Origin of the sequence: Bradyrhizobium yuanmingense (genome assembly GCF_025200905.1) — a bacterium.
GTDB classification, from domain to species: Bacteria; Pseudomonadota; Alphaproteobacteria; order Rhizobiales; family Xanthobacteraceae; genus Bradyrhizobium; species Bradyrhizobium yuanmingense.
On the sequence record NZ_CP104173.1, the window covers coordinates 3,094,945 to 3,121,037 of the forward strand.

The following is a 26,093-nucleotide window of genomic DNA, read 5'->3' on the forward strand; positions in this document are numbered from 1 at the left end:
TGCAGGACGGCAACGCATAGCGAGGTCGACGGTCATGAGGCGGCGCGAATTCATCATGCTCGTTGCAGGCGCGGCGGCCTATCCGCTGAGCACATCCGCGCAGGGGAATGTGCGGCGGATCGGTGTGTTGGCGGGAGGCAGGTCGAGCGATCCGGAGAGCCAGGCCGGCTACCAGAAACTGAGACAGCGTCTGGGTGAACTCGGTTGGGAACAGGGGCGCAACATCCATATCGAGTATCGCTGGTGGGCCGGCGATCCGAATGTCGCCGATGCTCAAGCGGCTGAGCTCGTGGAGTTGCGGCCGGATGTGCTTCTGGCAATCGGCACTCCCTCTGTGGAAGCCCTGAGGCGACGCGCGCCGACCTTGCCGATCATCTTCACGGTCGTTGCCGATCCCGTGGGTGCCGGTTTCGTCCAAAGTCTGGGCAAGCCGGGCGGAAATATCACGGGCCTCACGACTTTCGAGCCTGAAATGGCCGGCAAGTGGCTGCAATTGCTCAAGCAGGCGGCCCCGGCGATACGGAGGGTTGCCGCAATCTTCAATCCGCGCACGGCGCCCATGATCTTGATGCCGTCCGTGCAGGCGGCCATTCCGGCAGTCCAGCTCCAGCTCGTTCCGGCGCCGGCGCACAACGCCGCCGAGCTCGAACAGGCGATCTCCCGCTTTGCAGAGCAGCCAGATGGCGGGCTGCTGATCTTTCCCGACGCATTTCCACTCGTTCATCGGCAATTGATTCTGAACTTGGCGGCCGCGCATCGTCTGCCGGCGATGTATCCGTTCCCGTCCTTCGTCACGGACGGCGGGCTGATGTCTTACGGAGTCTCGATTACGCAGCTCGTCGGTCGCTCGGCGGATTATGTCGACCGCGTCTTGAGAGGAACCCGTCCCGCAGACCTGCCAGTCCAGCAACCGAATGAATTTCAGTTCCTGCTCAATCTCAAGACAGCCAATGCGTTGGGGCTGAATTTACCGCCCACGCTGGTGGCGCAAGCGGATCAGATTGTCGAGTGAAGCGAACCATCGCGGCCAGCCTTGAAGCTTTCATAGCCGTCGCCACCTGTTGCAAATGCCATTGCGGTCCCGGTACATGTGGCGCTGCATTCTTGTTCTTGCCTTGCTGGCAATGACCTCGATCGCCGCCGACGCGCAGCGACGCCAGATCAATCCGATTCCGTTCGCGCACGAGCCTTGCAGCGTGCTCGACGGCGAGCCCTGCACGCCATCCTATTGCAGCCCGCTCGAGCCCGGCCCCTGTATTCCCGAGATCGACTACCCTTACGGCCAGAACCTCCAGCTCACGATCGAGAGCGTGCCTGCCGAGGCCGACCGCGCCAAATACCGGAAGCCCGATCACGATCTCGACACGATCGGCGACCTCTTCGCCGCGCTGCGCAGCTGCTGGTCGCCGCCATCGGACCATGCGCGCGCAGGCATGCAGATGTCGGTGCGCTTCAGCTTCAACAAGACCGGCGGCCTGATCGGCCCGCCGCGCCTCACATACGCGACTGCGGGCGTGCCGGCGGACACCCGGACGACCTATCTGAACGCCATCAATGCATCGCTGAAGGCCTGTCTGCCGCTGAAATTGACCAGCGGGCTCGGCGGGGCGTTGGCCGGGCGGCCCATCGCGATCCGTTATGTCGACAATCGGGAGCTCGGCAAATAGCGCGCGAGTTGCGAGCATCGGCCGATCGATGATACCTCAGTGGCGGGGGCTGCTTTGCGGGGAGGATGTCGTGGGTCTGCTGGTCATGATCCTGGGGCTGGTGCTGTTTTTTGCATCCCATATTTTCACAACCAGACGGAAGGCGCGCGCGCAGGCGATCGCGAGGCTGGGCGAGGGGACCTACAAGCTCCTCTATTCGGCGGTCTCACTGGCGGGGCTGGCGTTGATCATCTGGGGCTATGCCCACTACCGCAGCTCCGGCTGGATCGACGTCTGGTATCCGCCGAAGGCGATGAAGCACATCGCGTTGGCCTTGATGCTGCCTGCAGTCATCCTCGTGGTAGCGTCCTACATGCGTGGCCGCATCTATGCGACGTTGAAGCATCCGATGCTGGCCGGCATCAAGCTGTGGGCCGCGGCGCATCTGCTCGCCAATGGCGATCTCGGCTCCATCGTCCTGTTCGGCTCGTTCCTCGCCTGGGCGGTCTATGACCGCATCTCGCTGAAAGCTCGCACCGACGCCGGTGCCCCGCCGATTCCGGTCGGCGGCCCCACCAACGATCTGATCGCGGTCGCGGTAGGCGTGGTCGCCTATCTGGCCCTGGCCTTCGCCTTCCATCCGGTGGTGATCGGTGTGCCCGTGATCGGGGTCTAGCCGATCGGCGCAAGACGGGGCTCGCCTGACCGTGCGGGGAAGACAACGAGAGCAACAAGCCGAGGGCATCCCAATGGACTGGTCGCAATTTCAGATCCCGCCGATGCGGCGCGAGGCGCGCTTTGGCGATCGGGTGGTGCCGGCATTTTGCGATCGGCCATCGAGCCTCTGGGCGATGATCGCGGAGGCGCGCGGCCGCAATGCCGATGGCGAAGCCTTGATCTGCGGCAATGTTCGGCTGAGCTGGCGGCAGGCAGCGGAGCAGGCGGCGCGGATCGCTGCGGGATTGCGTAAGCTAGGATTGCAGCGCGGCGATCGCCTCGCCATCCTGCTCGGCAACCGCATCGAATTTCCGCTGCTGCTGTTTGCCGCCGCGCATGAGGGGCTGGTGACCGTGCTGCTCAGCACGCGCCAGCAGAAGCCGGAGATCGCTTATGTGCTCGCCGATTGCGGCGCGAAGATCCTGATCCACGAGGCCTCGCTCGCCGAGCGACTGCCCGACGCAAAGGACGTGCCCGATGTGATCCATCGCATTGCCATCGATGACGATGCCGCGCGGTCGAGCTTCTCTTCGCTCGCCGAAAACGCTCCGGCATCGGCACCGATCGAGGTGAGCGAAGAGGACACCGCGATGATCCTCTACACCTCCGGCACCACGGGCAAGCCGAAGGGCGCGATGCTGGCCCATTGCAACATCGTCCATTCCTCCATGGTGTTCGTGTCCTGCCTGCAATTGACGGAGGTCGATCGCTCGATCGCAGCTGTGCCGCTCGGCCATGTCACCGGCGTCGTCGCCAACATTACGACCATGATCCGCTGCGGCGGGACGCTGATCATCATGCCCGAGTTCAAGGCCGCCGATTACCTCAAGCTCGCCTCGCGCGAGCGCGTCACCTACACGGTGATGGTGCCGGCGATGTACAATCTCTGCCTGCTCCAGCCCGATTTCGACGGCTATGATCTCTCGAGCTGGCGCATCGGCGGTTTCGGCGGCGCGCCGATGCCGGTCGCCACCATCGAGAAGCTCAAGGCGAAGATTCCGGGCCTGAAGCTGATGAACTGCTACGGCGCGACCGAGACGACCTCGCCCTCGACCATCATGCCGGGCGAGCTGACCGAGCGCCATATCGACAGCGTCGGTCTGCCGTGTCCCGGCGCGCGTATCGCTGTGATGGGCCCGGACGGGCGCGAGCTGCCTCCCGGCGAGATCGGCGAGCTCTGGATCCAGAGCGCCTCCGTCATCAGGGGCTACTGGAATAACCCGAAGGCCACCGTCGAAAGCTTCACGGGCGGATTCTGGCATTCAGGCGATCTCGGCTCGGTCGATGCGGAAGGCTTCGTTCGCGTGTTCGACCGGCAGAAGGACATGATCAATCGCGGCGGCCTGAAGATCTATTCGGCCGAGGTCGAATCCGTGCTGGCCGGCCATCCCGCCGTGGTCGAGAGCGCGATCATTGCCAGGGCTTGCCCGGTGCTGGGCGAGCGCGTCCACGCCGTGGTGGTGACGCGACAGCCGGTGACCGATACGGACCTGCGCGCCTGGTGCGCCGAGCGCCTGTCCGACTACAAGGTTCCCGAAACCATGGCGATCACGACAGACCCCCTGCTGCGCAACGCCAACGGCAAGGTACTGAAGCGACAGCTGCGGGAGCTGCTGGGAGCTTGAGCCGGGCAGGGGCATCCGGGGATGTCCCGGGTGGTTAACGCCTTGATCGGGCTCGCTTTGCCTTGCCACCGCCATATCGTTAGGCTACCTCGCCGCCACACGGGGACGGGATTCCTGACGCGAACGCTTTGGCGCGCGCACCCGGACGGGCATGGGATTGGCATAAGTGTCTGAATTATTTGACGAAGTCAACGAGGAAGTACGTCGCGAACAGTTCAAGAAGCTGTGGGACAAGTATTCGATCTACTTCATCGCGCTGATGGTGCTGATCGTCGCCGGCGCCGGTGGCTGGCAGGGGTATAGGTACCTGGAGGCCCAGAAGGCCGCCGCGGCCGGCGCCGCTTTCGAGAAGGCCGCCGAGCTGTCCGAGCAGGGCAAGCACGAGGACGCCGAGAAGGCCTTCACCGAGCTCGCCGCCAAGGCGCCGTCCGGCTATCGCACCCTGGCGCGGCTACGTGCTGCGGCGGAGGCCGCGAGCCGCGATCCCAAGGCGGCCGCGAAGATGTATGACGACATCGCCGCCGACCGCAGCATTGGCGGCGAGTGGCAGGATCTGGCCAAGATCCGCGCCGCGGGGCTCCTGCTCGACAGCGCCGGCTATGCCGACATCCAGCAGCGGCTGGAAGCTTCCGCCGCGCCGAAATCGACCTTCCGCCACACCGCCCGCGAGATGCTGGCGCTGTCGGCCTGGCGTAACAACGACATGACTGCAGCCCGCAAATGGCTCGAGGCGATTGACGGAGACGGCGAAACGCCGCCCGGCCTGCGCTCTCGCGCCGAGGCGCTCCAGGCTTTGTTGCCACCCGTCGCCAAAAGCTGACGACGGTTCTCTGACGTAACGAGACACCAAGATGCGCCGCACGCCACGCTTGATCGCAGCCGCCGTCCTGATCGCCTTCACCGGCGCCCTGGGCGGCTGCTCAAGCTTCGATCCGAGCGATCTGCTCGACTTCCTCGACACCAAGAAGAAGCTGCCGGGCGACCGCAAGCCGGTCTTCCCCGAGGGCGTGCCGGGGCTCGAGCAGGGCGTGCCGAGGGACCTGTACAAAGGCGCACAGCAGCAGCAGCCCGATCCCAACGCACCTGCCGTCGCGGCATTGCCTGCCGAGCCCGAGCCGGCCAAGCCGGCGAAGGGGGCCAAGGCAAAGCAGACCAGGCAATCCGCCACGGCCGTCGCGCCGGCCGAAGCACCTACCGGCGAGGTCGACGGCGAGGCGCAGCCGGAGGCAGCGCCCGCGACGTCCGCTCCGCCGCCCAAGCACAAGATCGTCCGCAGGCGCACCACCGCGCCGCCGCCAGATCAGCCGGCCCAGCAGGCGCAGCCGACCCAGCAGGCGCAGCCGACCAAGCCCCCGCAGCAGCAATCGCAGAGCGCCTTCCCGGCACCGCTGCCGAGCGGCAGCTTCTCGCGCTAGAGCATGATCCGGACCCGGAGGGCCGCGTTAGCGCAAAGTGTGAAGCGGTTTCCGAAAAGATCATGCTCAAACAATATTTCCCGTTGCATTGACAGGCGCAGCCCCGGCAGCGCACGAATGACCGATGTCCTTCACGATCGCCATCATCGGCCGGCCCAATGTCGGCAAGTCGACGCTGTTCAACCGCCTGGTTGGGCAGAAGCTCGCGCTGGTCGATGACCTGCCGGGCGTCACCCGCGACCGCCGCGAAGGCGAGGCCAGGCTCGGTGATCTCCGCTTCACCATCATCGATACCGCCGGCCTCGACGAGGGCGCCAGGGGCTCGCTGACCGCGCGCATGCAGGAGCAGACCGAGACCGCGATCGCGCAGGCCGACGCGCTGTTCTTTGTCATCGACGCCCGCATCGGCCTGACGCCGACCGATCGCGCCTTCGCCGATTTCGCCCGCAAGGCCGACAAGCCGGTGCTGCTCATCGCCAACAAGAGCGAGGGCAAGCACGGCGATGCCGGCGCGATGGAAGCGTTCGCGCTCGGCCTCGGCGATCCCATCCAGATCTCGGCCGAGCATGGCGAGGGCATGGGCGAGCTTTACGACGCGCTCGCGAGGCTAATGCCCGAACCCGTCGAGGAAGACGACGATGAGGACGACGCGCCGATCTCGGAGGAAGAGGCCGCGACGCGCCCGATCCGGGTCGCGATCGTCGGCCGGCCCAATGCCGGCAAGTCGACGCTGATCAACCATCTGCTCGGCGAGGAGCGCCTGCTGACGAGCCCCGAGGCCGGCACCACGCGCGATTCCATCGCGGTCGAGATCAACTGGAAGGGCCGCGATTTCCGCGTCTTCGACACCGCGGGCCTGCGCCGGCGCTCGCGCATCGAGGAGAAGCTGGAAAAGCTGTCGGTTGCGGACGCACTGCGCGCGGTGCGCTTTGCCGAGGTCGTCGTGCTGATGATGGATTCGCAGAACCGCTTCGAGGAGCAGGACCTGCGCATTGCCGACCTGATCGAGCGCGAGGGACGGGCGGTCGTGCTCGCCGTCAACAAATGGGATCTGATGGAGACCAAGGGCGGCGGCGCGATCTCCGGCCTGCGCCGCGATGCCGATCATTGGCTGCCGCAGCTCAAGGGCGTGCCCATCGTCGCCGTCTCGGGCCTGATGGGCGAGGGCATCGATCGCCTGATGCAGGCGATCCAGGACGCCTATGCGATCTGGAACAGGCGCGTGCCGACCTCGGCGCTCAATCGCTGGTTCGAGCAGGCGATCCAGGCCAACCCGCCGCCGGCGGTCTCCGGCCGCAGGCTGAAGCTGAACTACATCACCCAGACCAAGGCCCGGCCGCCGAGCTTCGTATTGTTCTGCTCGCGTGCCGACGCCGTGCCGCAATCCTATTTGCGCTATCTCACCAATTCCATGCGCGAGACCTTCGAGCTGCCTGGCACGCCGGTGCGCATCACGCTGCGCGAGAAGGCCAATCCCTTCGCGCACAAGCGCAAGCGGCCATCGTGAGCGACGGTGCCGGCGAGGCGGTGGTGCAGGACGCAGCGCCGGCCCCGCGCGGCGCGGTCGCCTTCATCTTTGTCACGATCCTGCTCGACATGGTCGCGCTCGGCGTGATCATGCCGGTCCTGCCGAAGCTGATCGAAAGCTTCGTCGACAACGACACCGCACATGCCGCGCGCATCTTCGGCCTGTTCGGCACCGCCTGGGCCTTGATGCAGTTCGTGTTCTCGCCGGTGCTTGGTGCGCTGTCCGATCGTTTCGGACGCCGGCCGGTGGTGCTGCTGTCGAATTTCGGGCTCGCGGCCGATTACGTCTTGATGGCGCTGGCGCCGTCGCTTGCGTGGCTGTTCATCGGCCGCGTGATCTCCGGCATCACCTCGGCGAGCATCTCGACCGCCTTCGCCTATATCGCCGACATCACGCCGCCGGAACGGCGTGCGGCGGTCTTCGGCCGGATCGGCGCGGCCTTCGGCGCCGGCTTCATCTTGGGGCCAGCGCTCGGCGGCCTGCTCGGCGACATCGATCCGCGCCTGCCGTTTTGGGCCGCGGCGGCCCTGAGCTTCGCCAACGCGCTCTATGGCCTGTTCGTGCTGCCGGAGTCGCTTGCGCCCGACAAGCGCGCGCCGCTGCGCTGGCGCAGCGCCAGTCCGCTCGGAGCGCTGCATCTGCTGCGGTCCGACGCGCTGCTGGCCGCGTTGTCGATCGTCAACTTTATCGCGCAGGTCGCCCATGTCGTGCTGCCCTCGACCTTCGTGCTCTACGCGACCTATCGCTACGGCTGGGATGCCAAGACGGTGGGCTTGACGCTCGCCATGGTCGGCATCTGCGCCATGGTGGTGCAGGGCTTTGCGATCGGCCCCATCGTGCATGCGCTCGGCGAGCGCAACGCGCTCCTGCTCGGCCTCTGCTGTGGCGCGATCGGATTCGTCGTCCTCGGCGCTGCGCCGACCGGACCGCTATCGTGGCTCGGGATTCCCATTCTGGCGCTGTGGGGCATCTCTGGTGCCGCCTCGCAAGCGCTGACGACGCGGCTCGTCGCGCCGGATCAGCAGGGCCAGCTGCAGGGCGCAACCGCGAGCGTGCAGAGCGTGTCGCAGCTCGTCGGCCCGTTCCTGTTCACGCTGACATTTTCCTATTTCATCGGCGCCAGCGCGCCGCTGCATCTGCCCGGCGCACCGTTCCTGCTCGCCGCGGTGCTGATGGTGGTGTGCGTGGCGATCGCGGTGCGGTCGCTGGGTGCGACCAGGACAGTCTCGTAGGGTGAGGCGTAACCCACCTCTTTCATTTCCGCGGAGGCGGAAGAGGTGGGTTACGCCAGCGGACTGCGCTTTGCGCAGCCGCATGCTAACCCACCCTACGATCCTACTTCTTCACCAGCGGGCAGTCGCTGTCCTTGAGCGGCTTGGCCGCATCTTCCGGCGCGATGGTGGCGACCAGCTTGTAATAGTCCCACGGCCCCTTCGACTCCTCGGGCTTCTTCACCTCGAACAGATAGGCGGGGATGAGGCGGCGTCCGTCCTGGCGCAGCGGGCCCTTGCCGAACAGCGGATCGTCGGTCGGCAGCTCCTTCATCTTGGCGACGACCTTGGCGCCGTCACGCGGATTGCTGCCGAGCGCTTCCATCGCCTTCAGGTAATGCAGGATCTCGGCGTAGAGGCCCGCAACTGTCATCGAGGGCATCGAGCCCTTGGGCGAGACCTTCTGGAAACGCTTCGACCATTCGCGGGTCTGGTCGTTGAGGTCCCAGTAGAACGACTCGGTGAAGGTCAGGCCCTGCGCGGTCTTCAGGCCGAGCGAGTGCACATCGTTGATGAACAGCAGCAGCGCGGCGAGCTTCTGGCCGCCCTGGACGATGCCGAACTCGGCGGCCTGCTTGATCGCGTTGGTGGTGTCGCCGCCCGCATTGGCAAGGCCGATGATCTTGGCCTTGGAGGACTGCGCCTGGAGCAGGAACGAGGAGAAGTCGGCCGTGTTCAGCGGGTGCTTGACGCCGCCGAGCACCTTGCCGCCGGTCGCCGTGACGACCGCGCCGGTATCACGCTCCAGCGCATGGCCGAAGGCATAATCCGCGGTGAGGAAGAACCAGCTGTCGCCGCCCGCCTTGGTCAGCGCCTTGCCGGTGCCGTTGGCGAGCATGTAGGTGTCGTAGGTGAAGGACACGGTGTTGGGCGTGCAGGCCTTGCCGGTGAGGTCGGCGGTGGCCGCACCCGAATTGAGCAGCACCGCATTCTTTTCCTTGACGAGGTTGCTCACCGCGAGCGCGACGCCGGAGCTCGGCGTGTCGGCGATGGCGTCGACCTTGTCGGAATCGATCCATTGCCGGGCGATGTTGACGCCGATGTCGGGCTTGTTCTGGTGATCGCCGGAGAGCACCTCGATGGTCCAGCCCTTGGCCTTCAGGCCGGAATCCTCGACCGCCATCTTCACTGCCGCCACCGAGTTCGGGCCGCCGATGTCGGCATAGAGGCTCGACATGTCGTTGAGCACGCCGATCTTGATGGTCTTGTCTTGCGCGAAGGCGGATGTGGCAAAGCCGAAAGCGGCACAGGCCAGAAGAGCCGCGGCGCGGCGTGCGGGCATCGTCATAAAGGCTTCCTCCATTGTCAAATATGCGGACGGCTCTCTTCGGGAGCCTTGTTCCAATTGACGCTCTACAGTGTCCCATGGCCGACGGCAATGCACCTAAAGCCGGATGACGCTGCGTCGTAGCGTCATCCATCGGTTAACTTTTGGGCAAAATGCGTTGAGACGCTATTTCAGCGCGTTCGATGTCGGCTTGAAATTCTAAATGTGCTTTCCGGTATCGAACTCGGCGGTACGGACATTACCGCCGGCATGACGTCCAAGGCGTCGGAGGGCAATCAGGCCGGCGCGCGGAAGCTCATTAGGGTGCGGCTCTTGTAATCGTAGAATTTGCCGGTCTCGGTCCAGTCGGGCGCGCACAGCGGCACGATGAATTCTGCGACCTGCTCGGGCGTGTCGAGCGTCGCCGGATCCTCGCCGGGCATCAGGGTGGCGCGCATGCGGGTGCGCACCGGGCCCGGATTGAACAGGTTGACGCGCAGCTTGGTGTTTGCGGTTTCCTGCGCCCAGGCACGCGCCAGCGTCTCCAGTGCGGCCTTGGACGCGGCGTAGGGGCTGACGTAAGCGGTGGCCTTGTTGGCGGCACCCGAGGTGATGAACACGGCGCGGCCGGCATCGGACTGCTTCAGCAGCGGTTCCATGCAGCGGATCAGCTGGAAGTTCGCGGAGACGTTCACCGCGATCACGTCGTTGAAGGTCTTCAGCTCGATATGGCCGATCGGCGAGGAGGGGCCGAGCACGCCGGCATTGCCGACCAGGATGTCGAGCTTGCCATAGCGCTCGTGCAGGCCGGCGCCGAGACGCGCGATGCCGTCGGAATCGGTGAGGTTGAGCGGCACCAGGGTGGCGCTGCCGCCGATTTTCCGGATCTCGTCGTCGAGCTCCTCGAGCCCTCCTTGCGTACGCGCGGTGGCCACGATATGCGCGCCGGCTTTGGCCAATGCGATTGCGGTGGCAAAGCCGATGCCGCGCGAGGCGCCGGTGACGAGAGCGATACGGTTGGCGAGAGGTTTGGTCATCGTCGAATACTTCCGTCATGCCCGGGCTCGTCCCGGGCATCCACGTTCTTTGCGGCGGGTATTACAGACGAAGATGGCCGGGACAAGCCCGGCCATGACGAAAAGAAGTCTCCGATGAGCCCCCGGGGACGATCCTTGGTCAGCTCGCCTCCGCCAGCAGCGACAATTGCCGCGGCTGCGGCTCGGTCTGGGTCTGGTCGGTGAGGTGGGTCGGATAGACACCGGTGAAGCAGTGATCCGCAAACTTCGGATTGGCGGGGTCGCGGCCCGGCTCGCCCATGGCGCGGTACATGCCGTCGATCGACAGGAAGGCGAGCGAGTCGGCGCCGATGAGCTCGCGCATCTCCTCCAGCGAATGCGTCGCAGCCAGCAGGCCGCCGCGATCGGGCAAGTCGATGCCGTAATAGTCAGGGTAAAGGATCGGTGGCGAAGCGAGGCGGAAATGCACCTCCTTGGCACCGGCATCGCGCATCATGCGCACGATCTTCTTCGAGGTGGTGCCGCGCACCAGCGAGTCGTCGATCAGGATGATGCGCTTGCCTTCGATCGCGGCGCGGTTGGCCGAATGCTTCATGCGCACGCCGGATTCGCGGATCGCCTGCGTCGGCTGGATGAAGGTGCGGCCGACATAATGGTTACGGATGATGCCGAGCTCGAACGGCACGCCGGAATGCTGGCTGTAGCCGACCGCGGCCGGCACGCCGGAATCCGGCACCGGCACCACGACGTCGACCGGAACGTGGCTCTCGCGCGCGAGCTGCGCGCCGAAATTCTTGCGCACCTCGTAGACCGAGCGGCCGTGCACGATGGAATCCGGCCGCGAGAAGTAGATGTATTCGAAGATGCAGGGGCGCGGCGCCATCGGCGGGAACGGCTTGTGGATGTCCTGGCCGTTCTCGTCGAACACGATGACTTCGCCGGGCTCGATGTCGCGCACGAAGCGGGCGCCGATGATGTCGAGGGCGCAAGTCTCCGAGGTCAGGATCGGACAGCCGTCGAGTTCGCCGAGCACCAGCGGGCGGATGCCGCGCGGATCGCGCGCGCCGACCAGCTTCTTGTTGGTCAGCGAGACCAGCGCATAGGCGCCCTCGATCTCGCGCAGCGCGTCGATGTAGCGCTCGATGAAGCGGACGCGCTTGGAGCGCGCCACCAGGTGCAGGATCACCTCGGTGTCGGAGGTCGATTGCATCATCGCGCCGTTCTTGACGAGCTCGCGGCGCAACGTCAGGCCGTTGGAGAGGTTGCCGTTGTGAGCGACCGCGAGACCGCCGGCATTGAGCTCGGCGAACAGCGGCTGCACGTTGCGCAGGATGGTCGCGCCGGTCGTGGCGTAGCGGACATGGCCGACCGCGACATTGCCGGGCAGGCGGTCGATCACCTCGCGGCGGGAGAAGGTGTCGCCGACGAGGCCGAGGCGGCGTTCGGAGTGGAAGCGGCTGCCGTCGTAGGAGACGATGCCGGCGGCCTCCTGGCCGCGGTGCTGGAGCGCGTGAAGGCCGAGCGCGGTGATGGCGGCCGCATCAGGGTGGCCGTAGATGCCGAAGACGCCGCATTCCTCGCGCAGCGTATCGCCTTCCAGATCGTCCTGAAGCTCAAGCGCCGCCGGGCCTGGACCGGCGTTTGGATCGAGATCAAGCAGGGCGTCCTGGTCAGGGTGTCGCATCTCGTTCTCGCCTCTCTTTTGGGGCCCTATCAACGCGCCGCAGGTTTCTCGATCAGCTTTTTCATGCCGTCACGAGCCGACTTACTGTACCCGTCGCCACTGCCCGAAGGCTGCTGCTCGGATTCAGCTTGATCATCATCTGGTTTGTTTTTCTTGAATCTCTTCAAGATGGTGTTCTCGGGGTCGTCAGGCAAGAGGGCCATCAGCCAATCGCCGGTTCCCTGCAGCACGACGCGGGACTTGGCCCCGCTGACCCAGTCGGGGCGCTGCTTGTCCGGCACCAGCCAGGTGAAGAACAGGAACGCGACCACGACGATCAAAAGCCCGCGAGCCAGCCCAAACAGGAAGCCGAGGGTCCGATCCAGCGCGCCGATCCGCGAATCCAGGATCATGTCGGAGATCCGGACCGTGATGACGGAGACCACGACCAGGGTGCCGATGAACACGCCGGCTACCACGACGACGCTCGCCACCGTGTCGTTGTTGAAATAGGTCTTGGCGGTCGGCAGCAACTTCGAGAACGAATACAGCGTCACGATCGCCGCGGCACCCCAGGCCGCGATCGACAGGATTTCGCGCATGAAGCCGCGAACCATCGCGAGCAGGCCCGAGATCAGCATCACACCGAGCAGGATCAGGTCGAGGATGGTTACTGGCATCGGCTGGTCTGGTCCGCTCGTACTTCAAAGGTGCTCTAGCGAATCGGTGCTTGGCCGCTGCCCTAAAAGAAGGGCAGACGGCGTTCCCGGCAAGGCCGCAACCACGCAATCCCATGCTGCTTTTGTGACGGCTGTATAGCGGCGGAGGCCTCCGGCGTCACCTCCACCTAACCCTCTCCGCGGCGGAATCTGGCCGGTGTGGCATTTTTCTCTGGCTGTGCACCGGATTCGCCCCGGCGGGAGCCCCGCGCTGCGATCTCGGCCACCAATGTCGTCAGGCTGTTCACCGCATTCAGGGACATTCCGGCATCGCCGCCCGCATCGCCCCGTGCCGATTCGGGCAGCACGGCGCGCTGGAAGCCGAGCTTTGCCGCTTCCTTGAGCCGGGCCGGGGTCTGCGCCACCGGGCGCACCACGCCCGACAGCGAGATTTCGCCGAAATAGACGGCATCGGTGGGTAACTGCGCATTAACCAGCGACGACACCAGGGCCGCGGCGGCGGCGAGGTCGGCCGCGGGCTCGTGGATGCGAAGGCCGCCGGCAACGTTCAGATAGACGTCGTGGCCGGACAGCTTGACCCCGCAATGGGCCTCCAGCACCGCCAGCACCATTGAGAGCCGGCTCGGATCCCAGCCGACCACGGCCCGGCGCGGGGTGCCGAGCGAGGTCGGGGCCACCAGTGCCTGCAACTCGACCAGCACGGGCCTCGTGCCCTCGATGCCGGCAAAGACCGCGGTGCCGGGCGTGCCGAGGTCGCGCTCGGACAGGAACAGCTCGGAGGGGTTGGTGACCTCGCGCAGGCCGAGGCCCGTCATCTCGAACACGCCGATCTCGTCGGTCGGTCCGAAGCGGTTCTTCACCGCGCGCAGGATGCGGAATTGCTGTGAGCCTTCGCCCTCGAACGACATCACCGCATCGACCATATGCTCGACCACGCGGGGGCCGGCGATCTGGCCGTCCTTGGTGACGTGGCCGACCAGGATGATGGCGGCCCCGGTCTTTTTGGCGAAGCGGATCAGCGCCTGCGCCGAGGCGCGCACCTGCGTCACCGTGCCAGGCGCCGATTCCACCGTGTCGGTCCACATGGTCTGGATCGAGTCGATCACGATCAGCCGGGGCACCGCGCCCTCCGACAGCGTCGAGACGATGTCCTCGACCGAGGTCTCGGCCGCGAGCTGCACCGGCGCGTCCGACAGCCCGAGCCGCTCGGCGCGCAGGCGCACCTGGGCGACCGCCTCTTCGCCGGAGATGTAGACGACGCGGTGGCCAGCGCGCGCGAGCAGGCTGGTCGCTTGCGTCAGCAGCGTCGACTTGCCGATTCCGGGATCGCCGCCGACCAGCAGCACCGAGCCGCGCACGAAGCCGCCGCCGGTGACGCGGTCGAGCTCGGTCATCCCCGAGGACAGGCGCGGCGCATCCGGGCTCTTTCCGGCGAGACTCTCCAGCGCGAAGGTTCTTCCCTTGCGCTTGGAGCGGATCGACACCGGCACGCTGCCGCTGGTGTCTTCTTCCGCCAGCGTATTCCACTCGCCGCAGGACTCGCACTTGCCCTGCCAGCGGTTATAGGCCGCGCCGCAGTTCTGGCAGACGAAGGACAGTGTGGATTTGGCCATGGGGAGCGCGAGTCGCGGGTTTCAGATGTGCTGATAGCACGGATTGGCAGGCCGATCGCCGGCGCTTCGAATATCTCAATTCGGCACGGGAGATATACCTTTCGTTAGCCCTGCGCCGCTGTGCCCGGTGCGATTTTGCCAATTCTTAGCGGACGTGGGTCCAATCTCGGAACCAATGGGGGCGGCGAAATTGACGAGATTCCTGCGAATATTGCTCGCGGCGGGCATGGCCTGCGGCGTCTTCGGGTCCGTTGGCGGTAGCATCGCCAAGCCCCTCAACATCGTCTTCGTCAATCCCGGCAAGTCCGGCGAGGTCTATTGGGACATGGTCGCGCAGACCATGCAGGCCGCCGGCCGCAAGCTCGATGCCCATGTCGAGGTGCTGACCAGCGAGCGGAACCACCGCACCATGCAGGAGCTCGGCTTCGGCGTGGTGGCCCGTCCCGACAAGCCCGACTTCCTCATCCTGTCGAACGAGGAATCCGCCGCCGTTCCCATCCTGGAGGCGGCCGAAGCCGCGGGCGTCAAGACGCTGCTGCTTTCGAACACGCTGATCGGCGAGGACGCGGTGCGCCTTGGACCGCCCAGGCAAAAGCTCAAGACCTGGCTCGGCGACATCACGACCGATCTTCAGACCGCGGGCGCGCGGATGGCCAATGCGCTGATCACGGCGGCGCGTGCCGAGAAATGGCAGAGCGCGGACGGCAAGATCCACATTCTCGGCATCGGTGGCGACGAGACCACGCCCGCCTCGATCGCCCGCAACGCCGGCCTCACGCTCGCGGTGGATGCTGCGTCCGACGTCGTGGTGGACCGCATGCTGTTCGCCAACTGGACGAAGTCCGAGGCCGAGCGGGTCACGGCAAATTACCTGAGCTGGGCCGCGCGCAAGCAGATCCGGCCCGCCGGGATCTGGGCCGGAAACGATCCGATGGCGCTCGGCGCGCTGCGCGCGACGATCGCCGCCGGCCTCGTGCCCGGCGAGAACATCCAGGTGGTCGGCCTCAACTGGTCGGAGGATGCGCTGCGCGAGATCAAGGCGGGCCGCATGCTCCTGACCGATGGCGGGCATTTCCTGCTCGGCGGCTGGTCCGTCATTCTCCTGCGCGATTATGCCGATGGCTGCGATTTTGCAGCCGTCTCGCCCCGCGTCGAGGTCAAGACGTCAGCGATCACGCGCGACAATCTCGCTTCGGTCGGCGACCTCATCAAGACCCGTGCGTTCGACCGGATCGACTTCGCGCGGTTCCGGGCGAAGGCCGGGCGCTGCGGTCAATATGACTTTTCCCTCGATGCGCTCATCTCGTCGCTGCCGGTCGCCGAAGGCGTTGCCGACTGATGCGCAAGGATGAGGCGATGACCGAGCCGGATCGCAACGAGCAGGCAGCGCCGCCGCGCTTGCGCTCGGTCGTCCACGCGATGATCTGGGCCACCGTGCCCGTTCTGCTGCTGGTGCAATTGCTCGCCTCCGCCGGCGTCGAGGCATCGAGCTTCTGGTCGCAGCTCAGGCAACTCGACGCCCGCATGGCCCGCGTCGCCGAGAGCCGGGCCGAGCTGATCGCCGAGCCGCTCTGGAAGATGCGCTACGACCAGGTCACGGGCGTGCTCAACGAGATCATGCACGACGAGACCATTGCGGCGGCGGCCGTCTATGACGATACCGGCGCCGCGATCGCCCGCGTGGTGGCGCGCCCCCAAGGCCAGTCGGTCGCCGAGGTCTCGCACCCGATCCACTACAGCAACGGCAATATGGCCGTTCAGGCCGGCCGCATCGCCATCGCGTATTCGCGTGCGACGCTGTACGCGGATGCGGGCAGCCGCCTGCTGCTGCTGCTCGTCGTCGGGCTGCTGGCAACGTTCGCGACCCTGATCGCCATGCGGATTTCCGCCAACATCTTCATCGGCCGGCCGCTCGCGGCCATGATGTCGGCGATCCAGCGCAGCAAGCAGGATGGCCGGGCCTATCCGGCCGACGTCACCTCCTCGAACGAATTCGGCCAGCTCGCGCGCGCTTTCAACGCCATGCAGCACACGACGTCGGGCGCGCTGGACCGGCTCGGGCACATGGCGACGCACGATCCGCTCACCGGGCTGCCGAACCGGCGCTCCCTGACCGAGCGCCTCGCCGTGACGAGCCAGAATGGAGGCGCGCCGGATACGCTGGTCGCGTTCTGCTTCATCGATCTCGACGACTTCAAGGGCATCAACGACACCTTCGGTCACGAGGCCGGCGATGCGTTCCTGGTCCAGATTTCGCAGCGCCTTCGTCGCGCGGTCGAAGCCGAGGATTGGGTCGCCCGGCTCGGCGGCGACGAGTTCGTCGTCATTCGCCCCGAGGTGAGCGACGAGCAGGCCGCGCACGCATTCGCTCAACGCGTGCTCGATGCCATTTCCGAGCCGATCCGCCTCCATGACAAGCAGGTGGTGCCGCGCGCCAGCATCGGCCTTGCCGTGCGCCACGCCGACGATCCGGAACTGTCGCATCTGCCGACGCTCGCCGACATCGCGCTCTATCACGCCAAGAGCAAGGCGCCCGGCACGGTCGCCGTGCTGGACGAAGCGCTTCAGCGCGACTATCGCCGCCGCAGGGATCTCGAGCTCGCAATTCCCACCGGCTTCGCCGAGGGCCAGTTCGAGGTCTGGTACCAGAGCCAGGTCGATCTCGACAGCCATGAGGTCGTCGGTCTGGAAGCGCTGATCCGCTGGCGCCATCCCGAGCACGGCGTGATCGGCCCCGGCGAATTCCTGCCGCTGATCGAGCGCAGCGGGAACAATGCGCGGCTGACCCGCTACGTGCTGACCGATGCCTGCCGGGCCTTGCAGCAATTGGCCGCTGCGGGCAGGCCGCAGCTGCGGATCGCGATCAATCTGCCGCCGTCCGAGCTTGCCGACCACTCGCTCGCCGCCGAGCTGCGCGCGACCTGTGCGCGCTTCGGTGTCGCGGCATCGATGCTCGAGCTCGAGATCACGGAAGGGTCGCTGATCAACAACATCGCCAGCGCCTCCGAAACGCTGCATCGCCTGCGGCGCCTGGGAGCCACGATCGCGCTCGACGATTTCGGCACGGGCTACTCTTCGCTCGCCCATCTGCGCCGGTTTCCGCTCGACAAGGTGAAGATCGACAAGGCGTTCATCAGCGAGATCCCCGACAGCGCCGAGGACAAGGCCATTGTCGGCGTCATCGCCTCGCTCGCCGCCACGCTGGGACTGACATTGGTCGCCGAAGGCATCGAGCGCGCCGAGCAGGCGGAGGCCATGCGCGAGATCGGAGTGCGGCTCGGGCAGGGGTTCCTCTATCAGCGGCCGCAGCCACTCGAGGCCGTGCTGCAATGGCTCGACGGGCAGCCGGCCGTGGCGAGCCGCGTCGTCTCTGACGGCCCATCGATCACCCCCGAATTCGCCGTCTGAGTAGCGGCTGGGTCACGGCTGCGTTGCGGTCCAGAGCATCGAGAGCCCCGCCGCGATCATGATCGCGTCCATCAGCAGGCGGAAGGTTTCCGGCCTCAGATGCAGCACGAAGCGTTTGGCGATGAAGGCGCCCGACATCAGTGAGGCGCCCGCGATCAGACCCTTGATGAAGACCTCCCCGGTCAGGGCGCCGAAACGCTCGAAAGTCACCGACTTCGCGAAATAGAGCCCCAGCGAGGAGGCCGCTTCGGTGGCGAGGAACGCGCCCTTGGACAGGCCATAGAACAAGAACAAGGGCACGCTGAGCGGCCCGGTCGAGACCACGATGCCGGTGAGATAGCCGATCAGCGCGCCGCCGATGGCGAGATGCCAGAGATTGGCCTTGAGCTCGTGCCGCGCCAGAAAGTGCCGCACCGGCACCATCGCGATCAGGAAGAGGCCGATGGTGAGATCGACGGCATGCGAGGGCAGTGCCAGCAGCGTCCGCGCGCCGAGCGCCGCCGCCGGGATGCCCGTGACCGAATAGGCCGCGCAGGCCCGCCAATCGACCTCGCGCCACCAGGCCAGGATCCGCGAAAAATTCGCCATGACGGAGGCCACCGCCATGATCGGCACGGCCTCCTTCGGCCCATAGGCATACACCAGCACCGGCATCAGCATGATCGACGAGCCGGTGCCGACGATGCCGGAGATGGTGCCGGCGACGAGGCCGACGCTGAGGACGAAGAGAAAGGCCAAAACAGCCTCCAGGAATCGGGAGAGTTTAGCCGCGGGCAGCGATGCGGGCGATCGGTCCTACGCGAGGGGAGCCCATCGCGCTGCGCATGGGCATGCCGGTCTGGGCGCCGGCCTTGAGGCATTTCAAAGCCGCCGCTTCGCAACTCACTTCGAGCGCGCGTTGCAGCGACACGCCTTCGCTGATCATCGCCGCAAAGGCGCCGACGAAGGTGTCGCCGGCGCCGGTCGTGTCCACCGGCGTGATGCGCTGGGCGGGCGCCCGCAGGCGGGTGCCTTCCGCCGTCACGGCGAGCGCGCCTTGTGCGCCGGCGGTGACAATGCAGGTGAGGTTGCCGGACTTCGCGAGTCCGGCGCTTGCGGCTTCGTAGTCGGCGGACGCCACGCCGATGGCGGTGGCGGCGTCGCGCGCCTCGTGCTCGTTGACGAGGAGATAGTCGGTGACGGCGAGAAGCTCCGTGACCATCTCACGCGTCATCTGCTCCGGAACGGGTGCAAGGTTCCAGATGACGGTGCCGGAGGCCGCGGCGGTTCTTCGGGCAGCTTCCAGCGCGTGCGCAAAGGGCACCTCCATCTGAAGCACTAGTACGGTGCCCAAATTGAACAGCTCGCTCGCAAGATCGCCGGCACGCGCCGTCATGTTGGCGCCGCTCGCCACCGTGATTGCGTTCTCGCCGGCCTGATCGACGGTGATGAAAGCGCAGCCGGTCGGCTCGTCGGCTCTGATGACGCGGTCGGCGTCGACGCCGTTGGCTCTGAGGTTCTCGATCGCGCTGTCGCCAAATCCGTCCCGGCCGACGCGGCCAGCCATGCTCACGCGTCCAGGCCCGGCGATCCGCGCGGCGGCAACGGCCTGATTGGCACCCTTGCCGCCGAAATGCGTTCGGTAGGACGGCGCCAGCACCGTTCGGCCGGGACCTGGAATCACCGGGACCTGCGCGACCAGATCGATGTTTAGCGATCCGAACACCAGGATCATGGCGGAGAGCCCTCAGCCTTCCTCGTCCATGACGCGCAGCTTCTCGACGCGGCGACGGAAATCCTCGTCGGTGGAGAATTCGGCGGACAGGTACGACGACACGAGATCGACAGCGAGCCAGGCGCCGACGATCTGCGCGCCGATGCACATGACGTTGACGTCGTCATGCTCGACGCTCTGATGCGCGGAGTGGACGTCGTGGCAGACCGCGGCGCGGATGCCCTTCATCTTGTTGGCGGCGATCGAGGCGCCAACGCCGGTGCCGCACACCATGATGCCGCGCGCGGCTTCGCCCGACGTCACCTTCGCCGCCACGGCGCGGGCGATGTCGGGGAAATCCACCGGCTTGTCGTCATAGGAGCCGACGTCGATGACCTCGTGGCCGAGCTTGCGGATGTGGTCGATGACGGTCTGTTTGAGCGGCCAGCCGGCGTGGTCGGATCCGATGACGAGACGCATTCTTTGTCCTTCTTGATCTTTGCATTGATCGTGACAGCCGCGCGCGGCTGTCACGATGTCTTTCCCCGTGGTTCAGCTGCGCATGTCCGCCGGCAGATCGACGCCGTGGAATTTCTTGTAGATGGCGTTGAGCTTGCCGTTCTTGACGTTGTCGGTGATCCAGGCGTTGAGCTTGTCCATCAGCGGCTGCTCACCCTTCTTCAGGCCGATCGCGAGGTCGAAGGTCGCCAGCGGAATCCGGGACTCGAACACGCGCGAGGGATTCTTCACGCCGATCTGGTTGATGATTGTCGCGGACGTGCCGACGCAGTCGACCTGGCCCGACACCGCCGCCGTCACCATGGTGGCATCGTCGTCATAGCGTGCGATCTTGAGGTCCTTGTCCTTCATGTTGGACAAGGTCGTGTCCTGCGTGGTGCCGCGCGAGACGCCGATCGGCTTGTCCTTCAGGTCCGGCCAGTCCTTCACGGTCGACGATTTCAGGCAGCCGACGTCGGATTGCAGCGTCGCATAGCGCTTGGTGAAGTCGATCACCTTGGCACGCTCGGCCGTCACCGACAGGGTCGAGATGATGATGTCGGCCTTGCCGGTCAGGACGTTCGGGATGCGGGTCGCACCGGTGGTCTGGATGAATTCCAGCTCGAGGCCCCAATCCTTGGCGAGCATCTGCGCCACTTCGACATCGGAGCCCGTCGGCTTCATGGTGGAATCCATCATGCCCGAGGGCGGGATGGCGAGGTCGGTCGATATGCGGATCTTCTTCGCCTTCATGATGTCGTCGAGCAGATCGGCCGACGCGGGCGTTGCCGCCATCATGATGAGGCCGCACAACGCGGCGGCAGTCCCCAGCACCATTCTGTTGGTCATCCCTTGGTTCTCCTCTCCCTGTTATGATTTTAGGTTCCCCGTCCCCACGAATTGCGTGAGTTCGGGCGTGGTCGGCGACGTCAGGATCGAGGCAGGTCCGGTCTCGTGGACCTTGCCTCGATGCATGAACACGATCCGGTCGGCGATGCCCTTGGCGAAGCCCATTTCGTGGGTAACCATCACCATGGTCATGCCGTCAGCCGCGAGCTGTTCGATCACCTTCAGCACTTCGCCGGTGAGTTCGGGATCGAGCGCGGAGGTGACCTCGTCGAACAGCATCACCTTCGGCTGCATGGCGAGCGAGCGGGCGATTGCGGCGCGCTGCTGCTGGCCGCCCGAGAGCTGCTCGGGATAGGCGTGCAGCTTTTCATCCAGCCCGACCTGCGCCAGAACTTTTCGTGCGAGATCCTTGGCCTGCGACGTCGCCATGCCCTTCACCGCGCAGGGCGCGAGCGTGATGTTCTGCTCGATGGTGAGGTGCGGAAACAGATTGTAGCTCTGGAACACGATGCCGACGTCCTGGCGTAGCGCACGCAAGTTCACGTCGGGACGGTCGACGCGATGCCCGCAGACCACGATCTGGCCGCCGTCAACCTTCTCGAAGCGGTCGATGCAGCGCAGCGCCGTGCTCTTGCCGGAGCCGGAGCGGCCGATCAGGGCGAGCACCTCGCCACGTGCAACGGCAAAGGAGACGCCGTCGAGCACGCGGAGCGCGCCAAAGCTCTTCTGCACGTTGTGGAGCGACACGATCGGTTCGGAGGAGGGGGCGTTTTGCTGCATGTCAGGCTGGCGCGAGGTTGGACCTGCCACGTCCCATCCGCCGTTCCAGCCTCTGGCTGAACAGCGACAGGGGATAGCACATGGCGAAGTAGGTGACGGCGATGATGGCGTAGATGGCGAACGGTTCGAACAGCGAATTGTTGACGATCTGGCCCGAGCGCATCAGCTCGACGAAGCCGACCACGGACGCGAGCGAGGTGTTCTTGATGATCTGCACCATGAAGCCGACGGTCGGCGGCGTCGCGATGCGGATCGCCTGCGGCAGGATCACCTTGACCATGCGCTGGGTGCGGCTCAGCGCCAGGCCTTCGGCGGCTTCCCATTGCGGCTTCGGCACAGACTGGATGCAGCCGCGCCAGATCTCGCCGAGATAGGCCGCGACGTAGAGCGTCAGCGAGGCACCGGCCGCGACCAGCGGCGAGACCTTCAGGCCGATCGCGGCAAGACCGAAATAGCCGAGGAACAGGATGACGAGCAGCGGCGTGCCCTGGATCAACTGGACATAGATCGCACTGGCGAGCCGCACCGATTTCAGCGGCGAGATGCGCGCCAGCGCGATCACGAAGCCGACGATGCCGCCGCCGATCAGCGCGATCAGCGACAGACCAATGGTCCACAGCGCGCCCTGGCCGAGGAACATCAGGTGATTGATGTTGAGATGTCCGCCCATGGTCATCTCACAACGGCGTGCCGAGCCGGCGCCGGCGCGGAAACAGGAGGAGGCCGAGGCCCCAGAAGCCGGCACGCATCACCAGCGACAGGATGACGTAGAGCACGGCGACGATGATGTAGGTCTCGAACGCGCGATAGGTGTCCGACTGGATGTAGTTGGCGACCGCGGTGAGCTCCTCGGCCGAGATCTGCGAGCAGACCGAGGAGGCCAGCATCAGGAGCACGAACTGGCTGGTGAGCGCAGGATAGACCTTCTCGACCGCCGGCAGCAGGATGATGTGCCAGTAGATCTGGAAGCGCGACAGCGCCAGCCCCTCGGCGGCCTCGATCTGCCCGCGCGGGATCGCCTCGAAGCCGGCCCGCATGATCTCAGCGGTATAGGCGCCGACATTGATGGTCAGCGCCGCCACCGCCACCGTGAAGGCGGAGTATTTCAAGCCGAGGCTGGCGAGGCCGAAATAGACCAGGAAGATCTGCACCAGCAGCGGGGTGTTGCGGATGGTCTCGACATAGACTTTGCAGGCACCTGCAATCAGCGAATTGTGAGTGCCGCGTCCGACCGCCGCGAGCGTGCCGAGCAAAGCGCCTAGCACGGTCGCGAAGAATGCCAACTCGAGCGTGAGGACGGCGCCGGCCAGAAAGCTCGGCCAACGCTCCAGCACTGCGGGAAAGTCGAGTTGGAGGCTCATCGTTCCAGGGTCAGCCGGTGGTCTGGTTGGTCATGCGGTCATAGACGCGGAACAGCGCTTGGTTGCCGTTGCTGCCTTCGCCATGGGCGCGCGCGTCGACATATTGGCTGGTGACGAGCGCGGTGCCAGGCAGGGGCACGTTCAGGGCCTGTGCGTGCTCCTGCACCAGGCGAAGGTCTTTGAGCTGCAGATCGATTCGGAAGCCCGCGGAAACGTCGCCGGCGATCATCGCGGGGCCGAGCTTGTCGAGCATCCAGGAAGCGGCGGAGCCGCCGAGCAGCACCCGGCGCAGCAGGTTGAGATCGAGGCCCGAAGCGCGGCCGAGCGCGAGCGCCTCGCAGATCGCCTGGATGTTGATGCCGCAGATCAGCTGATTGCAGAGCTTGACGGTCTGGCCGGCGCCGGATGCGCCGACATGGGTGATGGTCGTGCCCATCGCGCGGAAGAACGGCTCGGCCTTGGCGAACGTGTCCGCATCGCCGCCGGCCATGATCGAGAGCGCGGCGTTCCTGGCGCCCACCGGCCCGCCGGAGACCGGCGCGTCGATGAAGCCGACGCCTGTCTTCTGCAGGTCCGAATGGATGCGGCGAACGGCAACCGGCGAGATCGTGCTCATGTCGACGATCAGCTTGCCCGGCGGCGGGGAATTCAGCAGGCCCTGCTCGCCGTAGATCGTCGCCTCGACGTGCGGCGTGTCGGGCAGCATGGTGATGACGATATCGGTGCCTTGCGCGGCATCGGCAGGGCTTTTGGCACGCGTCGCGCCTTCCTTGACGCTGTCGGCCAGCGCGGCTTCGTTCAGATCGAAGACGCGGACCGCGTGGCCCGCCGCCTGCAGGTTGCGCACCATCTCCCGCCCCATCGTGCCGATGCCGATGAAGCCGACCTTGCCCTTGTCGTTCCGTCCCATGTCGTCAGTCCGTTTCTTGTTTAATTGGCGTCTTGATTGAAGGGCTGTGCGCGATCAGCCCGAGGCACTGGTCTTGTCGATGTCGCCGACGACGGCGCGTCTGCGGTATTCGTCGCCGATGGCGAAATGCTTGCGCAGCGTCGCATCCGCGCGCTCGGGATCGCGCGCAATGAGGGCTTCGAAGATGCGGCGGTGATCGTCGACAAGGTAGGTCTTCATCGACGGGAAGGCCTGCACCAGCTCGCGGCGGCTGCGATGCGAATGTGTCAACAGGCCCGCCATGGAGGCGTGCAGCACGCTCAGCGTCTCCGAATGTGAGGCGACGACGATCGCGCGGTGGAAGTCGAAATCCGCCATGCCGCCGGCATCGGCTTCGTCGATGGTCTCGCCGATCTTCGTCAGCGCGCGCTGCAGCCGTTCGAAATCGGCGATGTTGGCGCGCTCGCAGGCGAGCCGGATCGCCTGGCATTCGATCGCGACACGCGCCTGCATGACGTCCTCGAGCATGTCGGCCTGCTGGGCGAGGGCGAAGGTGAAGAAGTCGTTCAGCACCGAGACATCTGGCCGCGTCACGACGGTGCCGATGCGGTCGCGGATCTCGACGATCCCGAGGACGGTGAGGGCGCGCAACGCCTCCCGGACGATTGGCCGGCTGACGCCGAGCAGGGTGGCGAGCTCGCGCTCCGAAATCAGGCGGTCGCCCGGCCTGAGCGAGCCGGTAAGCAGGCGCTCGCGCAGGAAGGCAAACACCTTCTCGAACCCCTTTTCGCCATCGGCGGCTCGCTTGAACTCCATCCCCGTCTCTTTGGTCTGATCGTGGTCAGACCAGTATGCTTACCAGGCCGCGGAGGTCAAGAGGCTTCCCTCCGAGGGATCAGCGGGGCGAGCTCGATCGCGGAGCACCGCAATGATGAGGCTTCATGGCGCCGCGCCGGCTCGGTTTGCATCTTTCGTCTGACGGCTCAGCCTTGAACGTTCCGACCGGCTCTCCTCGCGTGCTCCTGATGTTCGACGGACGCAAGGAGCTCCAGTTGGCTCGCCAGAGCGAGATAGGCGTTGGAAACGCTCAGAAGCACATTGGCGAGGCGCTTCGCCGATGTGGCATGATTCGCGCGCGCTCGATATTGCTCCGCAAGCTTGCGACAATCGTCGGGTTTGAGCATTCAGCCCCCAAAGAGAGCTGAACACCGCGTCGCGGTCCGGGTTCCTAATCGCGAGGCCCACTCTAGCTATACAGACGTCGTTGGTTGCGGCACACGCTCCGAGTTGCCAACATCCGTGCAAACCGCGATCATGGTGCAGTGACCCTCACGTCTCTCAAAAGCAACGTCCGACTCCTTTACGAGGGCGCAACGCCGGACGGCGTGCGCTTCCGTTATGCGCTGCTCATCTTCGATATCGTGACGGTGCTGTTCATTATTGCGACCTCGTTCCTGCCGCCCAGTGACATCGTCGAGACGCTCGATGTCCTGTTCGGCGTCATTCTGCTTGCCGATTTCTCCGCCCGGCTCCTGGTCGATCAGCATCCGTTTCAAAAATTCACCCAGCTCGCGACCTGGGCTGACATGGTCGCGATCGTATCCTTCCTGGCGCCGCTTGCCGGCGAGGCGGGCGGCTTTCTCCGGATTCTGCGGACGTTGGGCCTGCTTCGCGACTACCAGATGCTGGTGAGGCTGCGCATCGATTCCCCGTTCTTTCGTCGCAACGAAGAGGTCATCTTCGCCGTCACGAACCTCGCCGTTTTCATCTTCGTGATGACCGGGATCGTTTACGAGACCCAGAAGTTTCGCAACGACGAGATCCGGAACTATGCCGATGCCCTGTATTTCACCGTCACGGCGCTGACGACGACCGGCTTCGGCGACATCACGCTGGCGGGTACGTTCGGTCGTCTGATCACCGTTGTGATCATGATTTTCGGCGTGACGCTGTTCTTCAATCTCGCCCGCGCGCTCCTCAGTCCCCACAAGGTGCGGTTTCCATGCCCGACGTGCGGGCTCCAGAGGCACGATGCCGACGCGGTGCATTGCAAGGCTTGCGGCACCGTCCTCAACATTCCCGATGAAGGGGCGATCTGAAGAGCCCTCGGCGCCCCGTGAACGCCTTCGATGGTGACATCATGCCAGTGTTTTGCCCGACGGATCAACTTTGAT

Annotated in this window: 24 protein-coding genes and 1 pseudogene; 11 read left to right on the top strand and 14 right to left on the bottom strand. The window is 65.6% G+C overall.

What is annotated here, in order from left to right:
* Positions 1 to 34: 34 nt before the first annotated feature.
* The 8 genes from N2605_RS14355 to N2605_RS14390 all read left to right on the top strand — a co-directional run bounded on the left by N2605_RS14355 (position 35) and on the right by N2605_RS14390 (position 8,163).
* Positions 35 to 1,012, top strand: coding sequence for an ABC transporter substrate-binding protein (locus N2605_RS14355; RefSeq protein WP_260347125.1), 978 nt, complete (start codon positions 35 to 37; stop codon positions 1,010 to 1,012).
* Positions 1,013 to 1,088: 76 nt separating this feature from the next.
* Positions 1,089 to 1,667 carry a hypothetical protein gene (locus N2605_RS14360; protein ID WP_036022667.1) on the top strand — a complete coding sequence of 193 codons (579 nt, stop codon included), beginning with the start codon at positions 1,089 to 1,091 and terminating at the stop codon, positions 1,665 to 1,667.
* Positions 1,668 to 1,737: 70 nt separating this feature from the next.
* A complete protein-coding gene (locus tag N2605_RS14365) occupies positions 1,738 to 2,322 on the top strand; it encodes an NnrU family protein (RefSeq protein WP_036022669.1) in 585 nt (194 codons plus the stop codon).
* Between the two features lie 73 nt (positions 2,323 to 2,395).
* Entirely contained in the window at positions 2,396 to 3,988 is a 1,593-nt protein-coding gene (locus N2605_RS14370; RefSeq protein ID WP_260347126.1) for a class I adenylate-forming enzyme family protein, read from the top strand.
* Between the two features lie 166 nt (positions 3,989 to 4,154).
* Positions 4,155 to 4,808, top strand: coding sequence for a tetratricopeptide repeat protein (locus N2605_RS14375; RefSeq protein ID WP_036022675.1), 654 nt, complete (start codon positions 4,155 to 4,157; stop codon positions 4,806 to 4,808).
* 31 nt (positions 4,809 to 4,839) lie between these two features.
* The gene (locus N2605_RS14380; RefSeq protein WP_260347127.1) at positions 4,840 to 5,403 is read left to right on the top strand and encodes a hypothetical protein; all 564 of its coding nucleotides are present in this window, start codon (positions 4,840 to 4,842) and stop codon (positions 5,401 to 5,403) included.
* 124 nt (positions 5,404 to 5,527) lie between these two features.
* Complete coding sequence (gene der, locus N2605_RS14385) at positions 5,528 to 6,910, top strand: ribosome biogenesis GTPase Der (RefSeq protein WP_260347128.1); 1,383 nt, start codon at positions 5,528 to 5,530, stop codon at positions 6,908 to 6,910.
* Positions 6,907 to 8,163 (top strand): TCR/Tet family MFS transporter, encoded by a 1,257-nt coding sequence (locus tag N2605_RS14390; protein WP_260347129.1) that lies wholly within the window; start codon positions 6,907 to 6,909, stop codon positions 8,161 to 8,163. The genes der and N2605_RS14390 overlap by 4 nt, the downstream gene beginning before the upstream one ends.
* A gap of 103 nt (positions 8,164 to 8,266) precedes the next feature.
* Here N2605_RS14390 and N2605_RS14395 read toward each other — a convergent pair whose 3' ends face one another.
* The 5 genes from N2605_RS14395 to radA form a co-directional block, all read right to left on the bottom strand.
* Complete coding sequence (locus N2605_RS14395) at positions 8,267 to 9,490, bottom strand: ABC transporter substrate-binding protein (RefSeq protein ID WP_157284558.1); 1,224 nt, start codon at positions 9,488 to 9,490, stop codon at positions 8,267 to 8,269.
* A 275-nt stretch (positions 9,491 to 9,765) separates the two neighbouring features.
* Complete coding sequence (locus tag N2605_RS14400; RefSeq protein ID WP_260347130.1) at positions 9,766 to 10,506, bottom strand: SDR family NAD(P)-dependent oxidoreductase; 741 nt, start codon at positions 10,504 to 10,506, stop codon at positions 9,766 to 9,768.
* A gap of 139 nt (positions 10,507 to 10,645) precedes the next feature.
* Positions 10,646 to 12,169 (bottom strand): amidophosphoribosyltransferase, encoded by a 1,524-nt coding sequence (gene purF, locus N2605_RS14405; protein WP_109144018.1) that lies wholly within the window; start codon positions 12,167 to 12,169, stop codon positions 10,646 to 10,648.
* Positions 12,170 to 12,198: 29 nt separating this feature from the next.
* Positions 12,199 to 12,828: a CvpA family protein gene (locus N2605_RS14410; protein ID WP_036000794.1), complete on the bottom strand. Its 630-nt coding sequence runs from the start codon at positions 12,826 to 12,828 to the stop codon at positions 12,199 to 12,201.
* A gap of 167 nt (positions 12,829 to 12,995) precedes the next feature.
* The gene (radA, locus tag N2605_RS14415) at positions 12,996 to 14,441 is read right to left on the bottom strand and encodes a DNA repair protein RadA (RefSeq protein ID WP_260347131.1); all 1,446 of its coding nucleotides are present in this window, start codon (positions 14,439 to 14,441) and stop codon (positions 12,996 to 12,998) included.
* Between the two features lie 226 nt (positions 14,442 to 14,667).
* Between radA and N2605_RS14420 the strand changes: the two genes are divergently transcribed.
* Positions 14,668 to 15,780, top strand: coding sequence for an ABC transporter substrate-binding protein (locus tag N2605_RS14420; protein WP_036000788.1), 1,113 nt, complete (start codon positions 14,668 to 14,670; stop codon positions 15,778 to 15,780).
* 17 nt (positions 15,781 to 15,797) lie between these two features.
* On the top strand, positions 15,798 to 17,849 hold the full coding sequence (locus N2605_RS14425; RefSeq protein WP_370111401.1) for a putative bifunctional diguanylate cyclase/phosphodiesterase: 2,052 nt from the start codon (positions 15,798 to 15,800) through the stop codon (positions 17,847 to 17,849).
* Between the two features lie 12 nt (positions 17,850 to 17,861).
* Here N2605_RS14425 and N2605_RS14430 read toward each other — a convergent pair whose 3' ends face one another.
* The 9 genes and pseudogenes from N2605_RS14430 to N2605_RS14470 form a co-directional block, all read right to left on the bottom strand.
* On the bottom strand, positions 17,862 to 18,587 hold the full coding sequence (locus N2605_RS14430) for a sulfite exporter TauE/SafE family protein (RefSeq protein WP_036034075.1): 726 nt from the start codon (positions 18,585 to 18,587) through the stop codon (positions 17,862 to 17,864).
* Between the two features lie 25 nt (positions 18,588 to 18,612).
* Complete coding sequence (locus N2605_RS14435) at positions 18,613 to 19,563, bottom strand: ribokinase (protein WP_260347132.1); 951 nt, start codon at positions 19,561 to 19,563, stop codon at positions 18,613 to 18,615.
* A gap of 12 nt (positions 19,564 to 19,575) precedes the next feature.
* Entirely contained in the window at positions 19,576 to 20,022 is a 447-nt protein-coding gene (gene rpiB, locus N2605_RS14440; protein ID WP_036022692.1) for a ribose 5-phosphate isomerase B, read from the bottom strand.
* A gap of 72 nt (positions 20,023 to 20,094) precedes the next feature.
* Positions 20,095 to 20,889, bottom strand: a complete 795-nt coding sequence (locus tag N2605_RS14445; RefSeq protein WP_260347133.1) for a transporter substrate-binding domain-containing protein — start codon at positions 20,887 to 20,889, stop codon at positions 20,095 to 20,097.
* Between the two features lie 21 nt (positions 20,890 to 20,910).
* Positions 20,911 to 21,669: an amino acid ABC transporter ATP-binding protein gene (locus N2605_RS14450; protein WP_036000768.1), complete on the bottom strand. Its 759-nt coding sequence runs from the start codon at positions 21,667 to 21,669 to the stop codon at positions 20,911 to 20,913.
* A 1-nt stretch (position 21,670) separates the two neighbouring features.
* A complete protein-coding gene (locus tag N2605_RS14455) occupies positions 21,671 to 22,339 on the bottom strand; it encodes an amino acid ABC transporter permease (protein WP_036034095.1) in 669 nt (222 codons plus the stop codon).
* Between the two features lie 7 nt (positions 22,340 to 22,346).
* Entirely contained in the window at positions 22,347 to 23,030 is a 684-nt protein-coding gene (locus N2605_RS14460; protein ID WP_036000766.1) for an amino acid ABC transporter permease, read from the bottom strand.
* 10 nt (positions 23,031 to 23,040) lie between these two features.
* Positions 23,041 to 23,946 (bottom strand): annotated as a pseudogene (locus N2605_RS14465) (NAD(P)-dependent oxidoreductase); the annotation flags it as partial.
* Positions 23,947 to 23,994: 48 nt separating this feature from the next.
* The gene (locus N2605_RS14470; RefSeq protein WP_036000760.1) at positions 23,995 to 24,735 is read right to left on the bottom strand and encodes a FadR/GntR family transcriptional regulator; all 741 of its coding nucleotides are present in this window, start codon (positions 24,733 to 24,735) and stop codon (positions 23,995 to 23,997) included.
* A gap of 506 nt (positions 24,736 to 25,241) precedes the next feature.
* On the opposite strand from N2605_RS14470, the gene N2605_RS14475 reads away from it, so the two are divergent.
* Positions 25,242 to 26,018 carry a potassium channel family protein gene (locus tag N2605_RS14475; protein ID WP_036022702.1) on the top strand — a complete coding sequence of 259 codons (777 nt, stop codon included), beginning with the start codon at positions 25,242 to 25,244 and terminating at the stop codon, positions 26,016 to 26,018.
* Positions 26,019 to 26,093 lie beyond the last annotated feature (75 nt).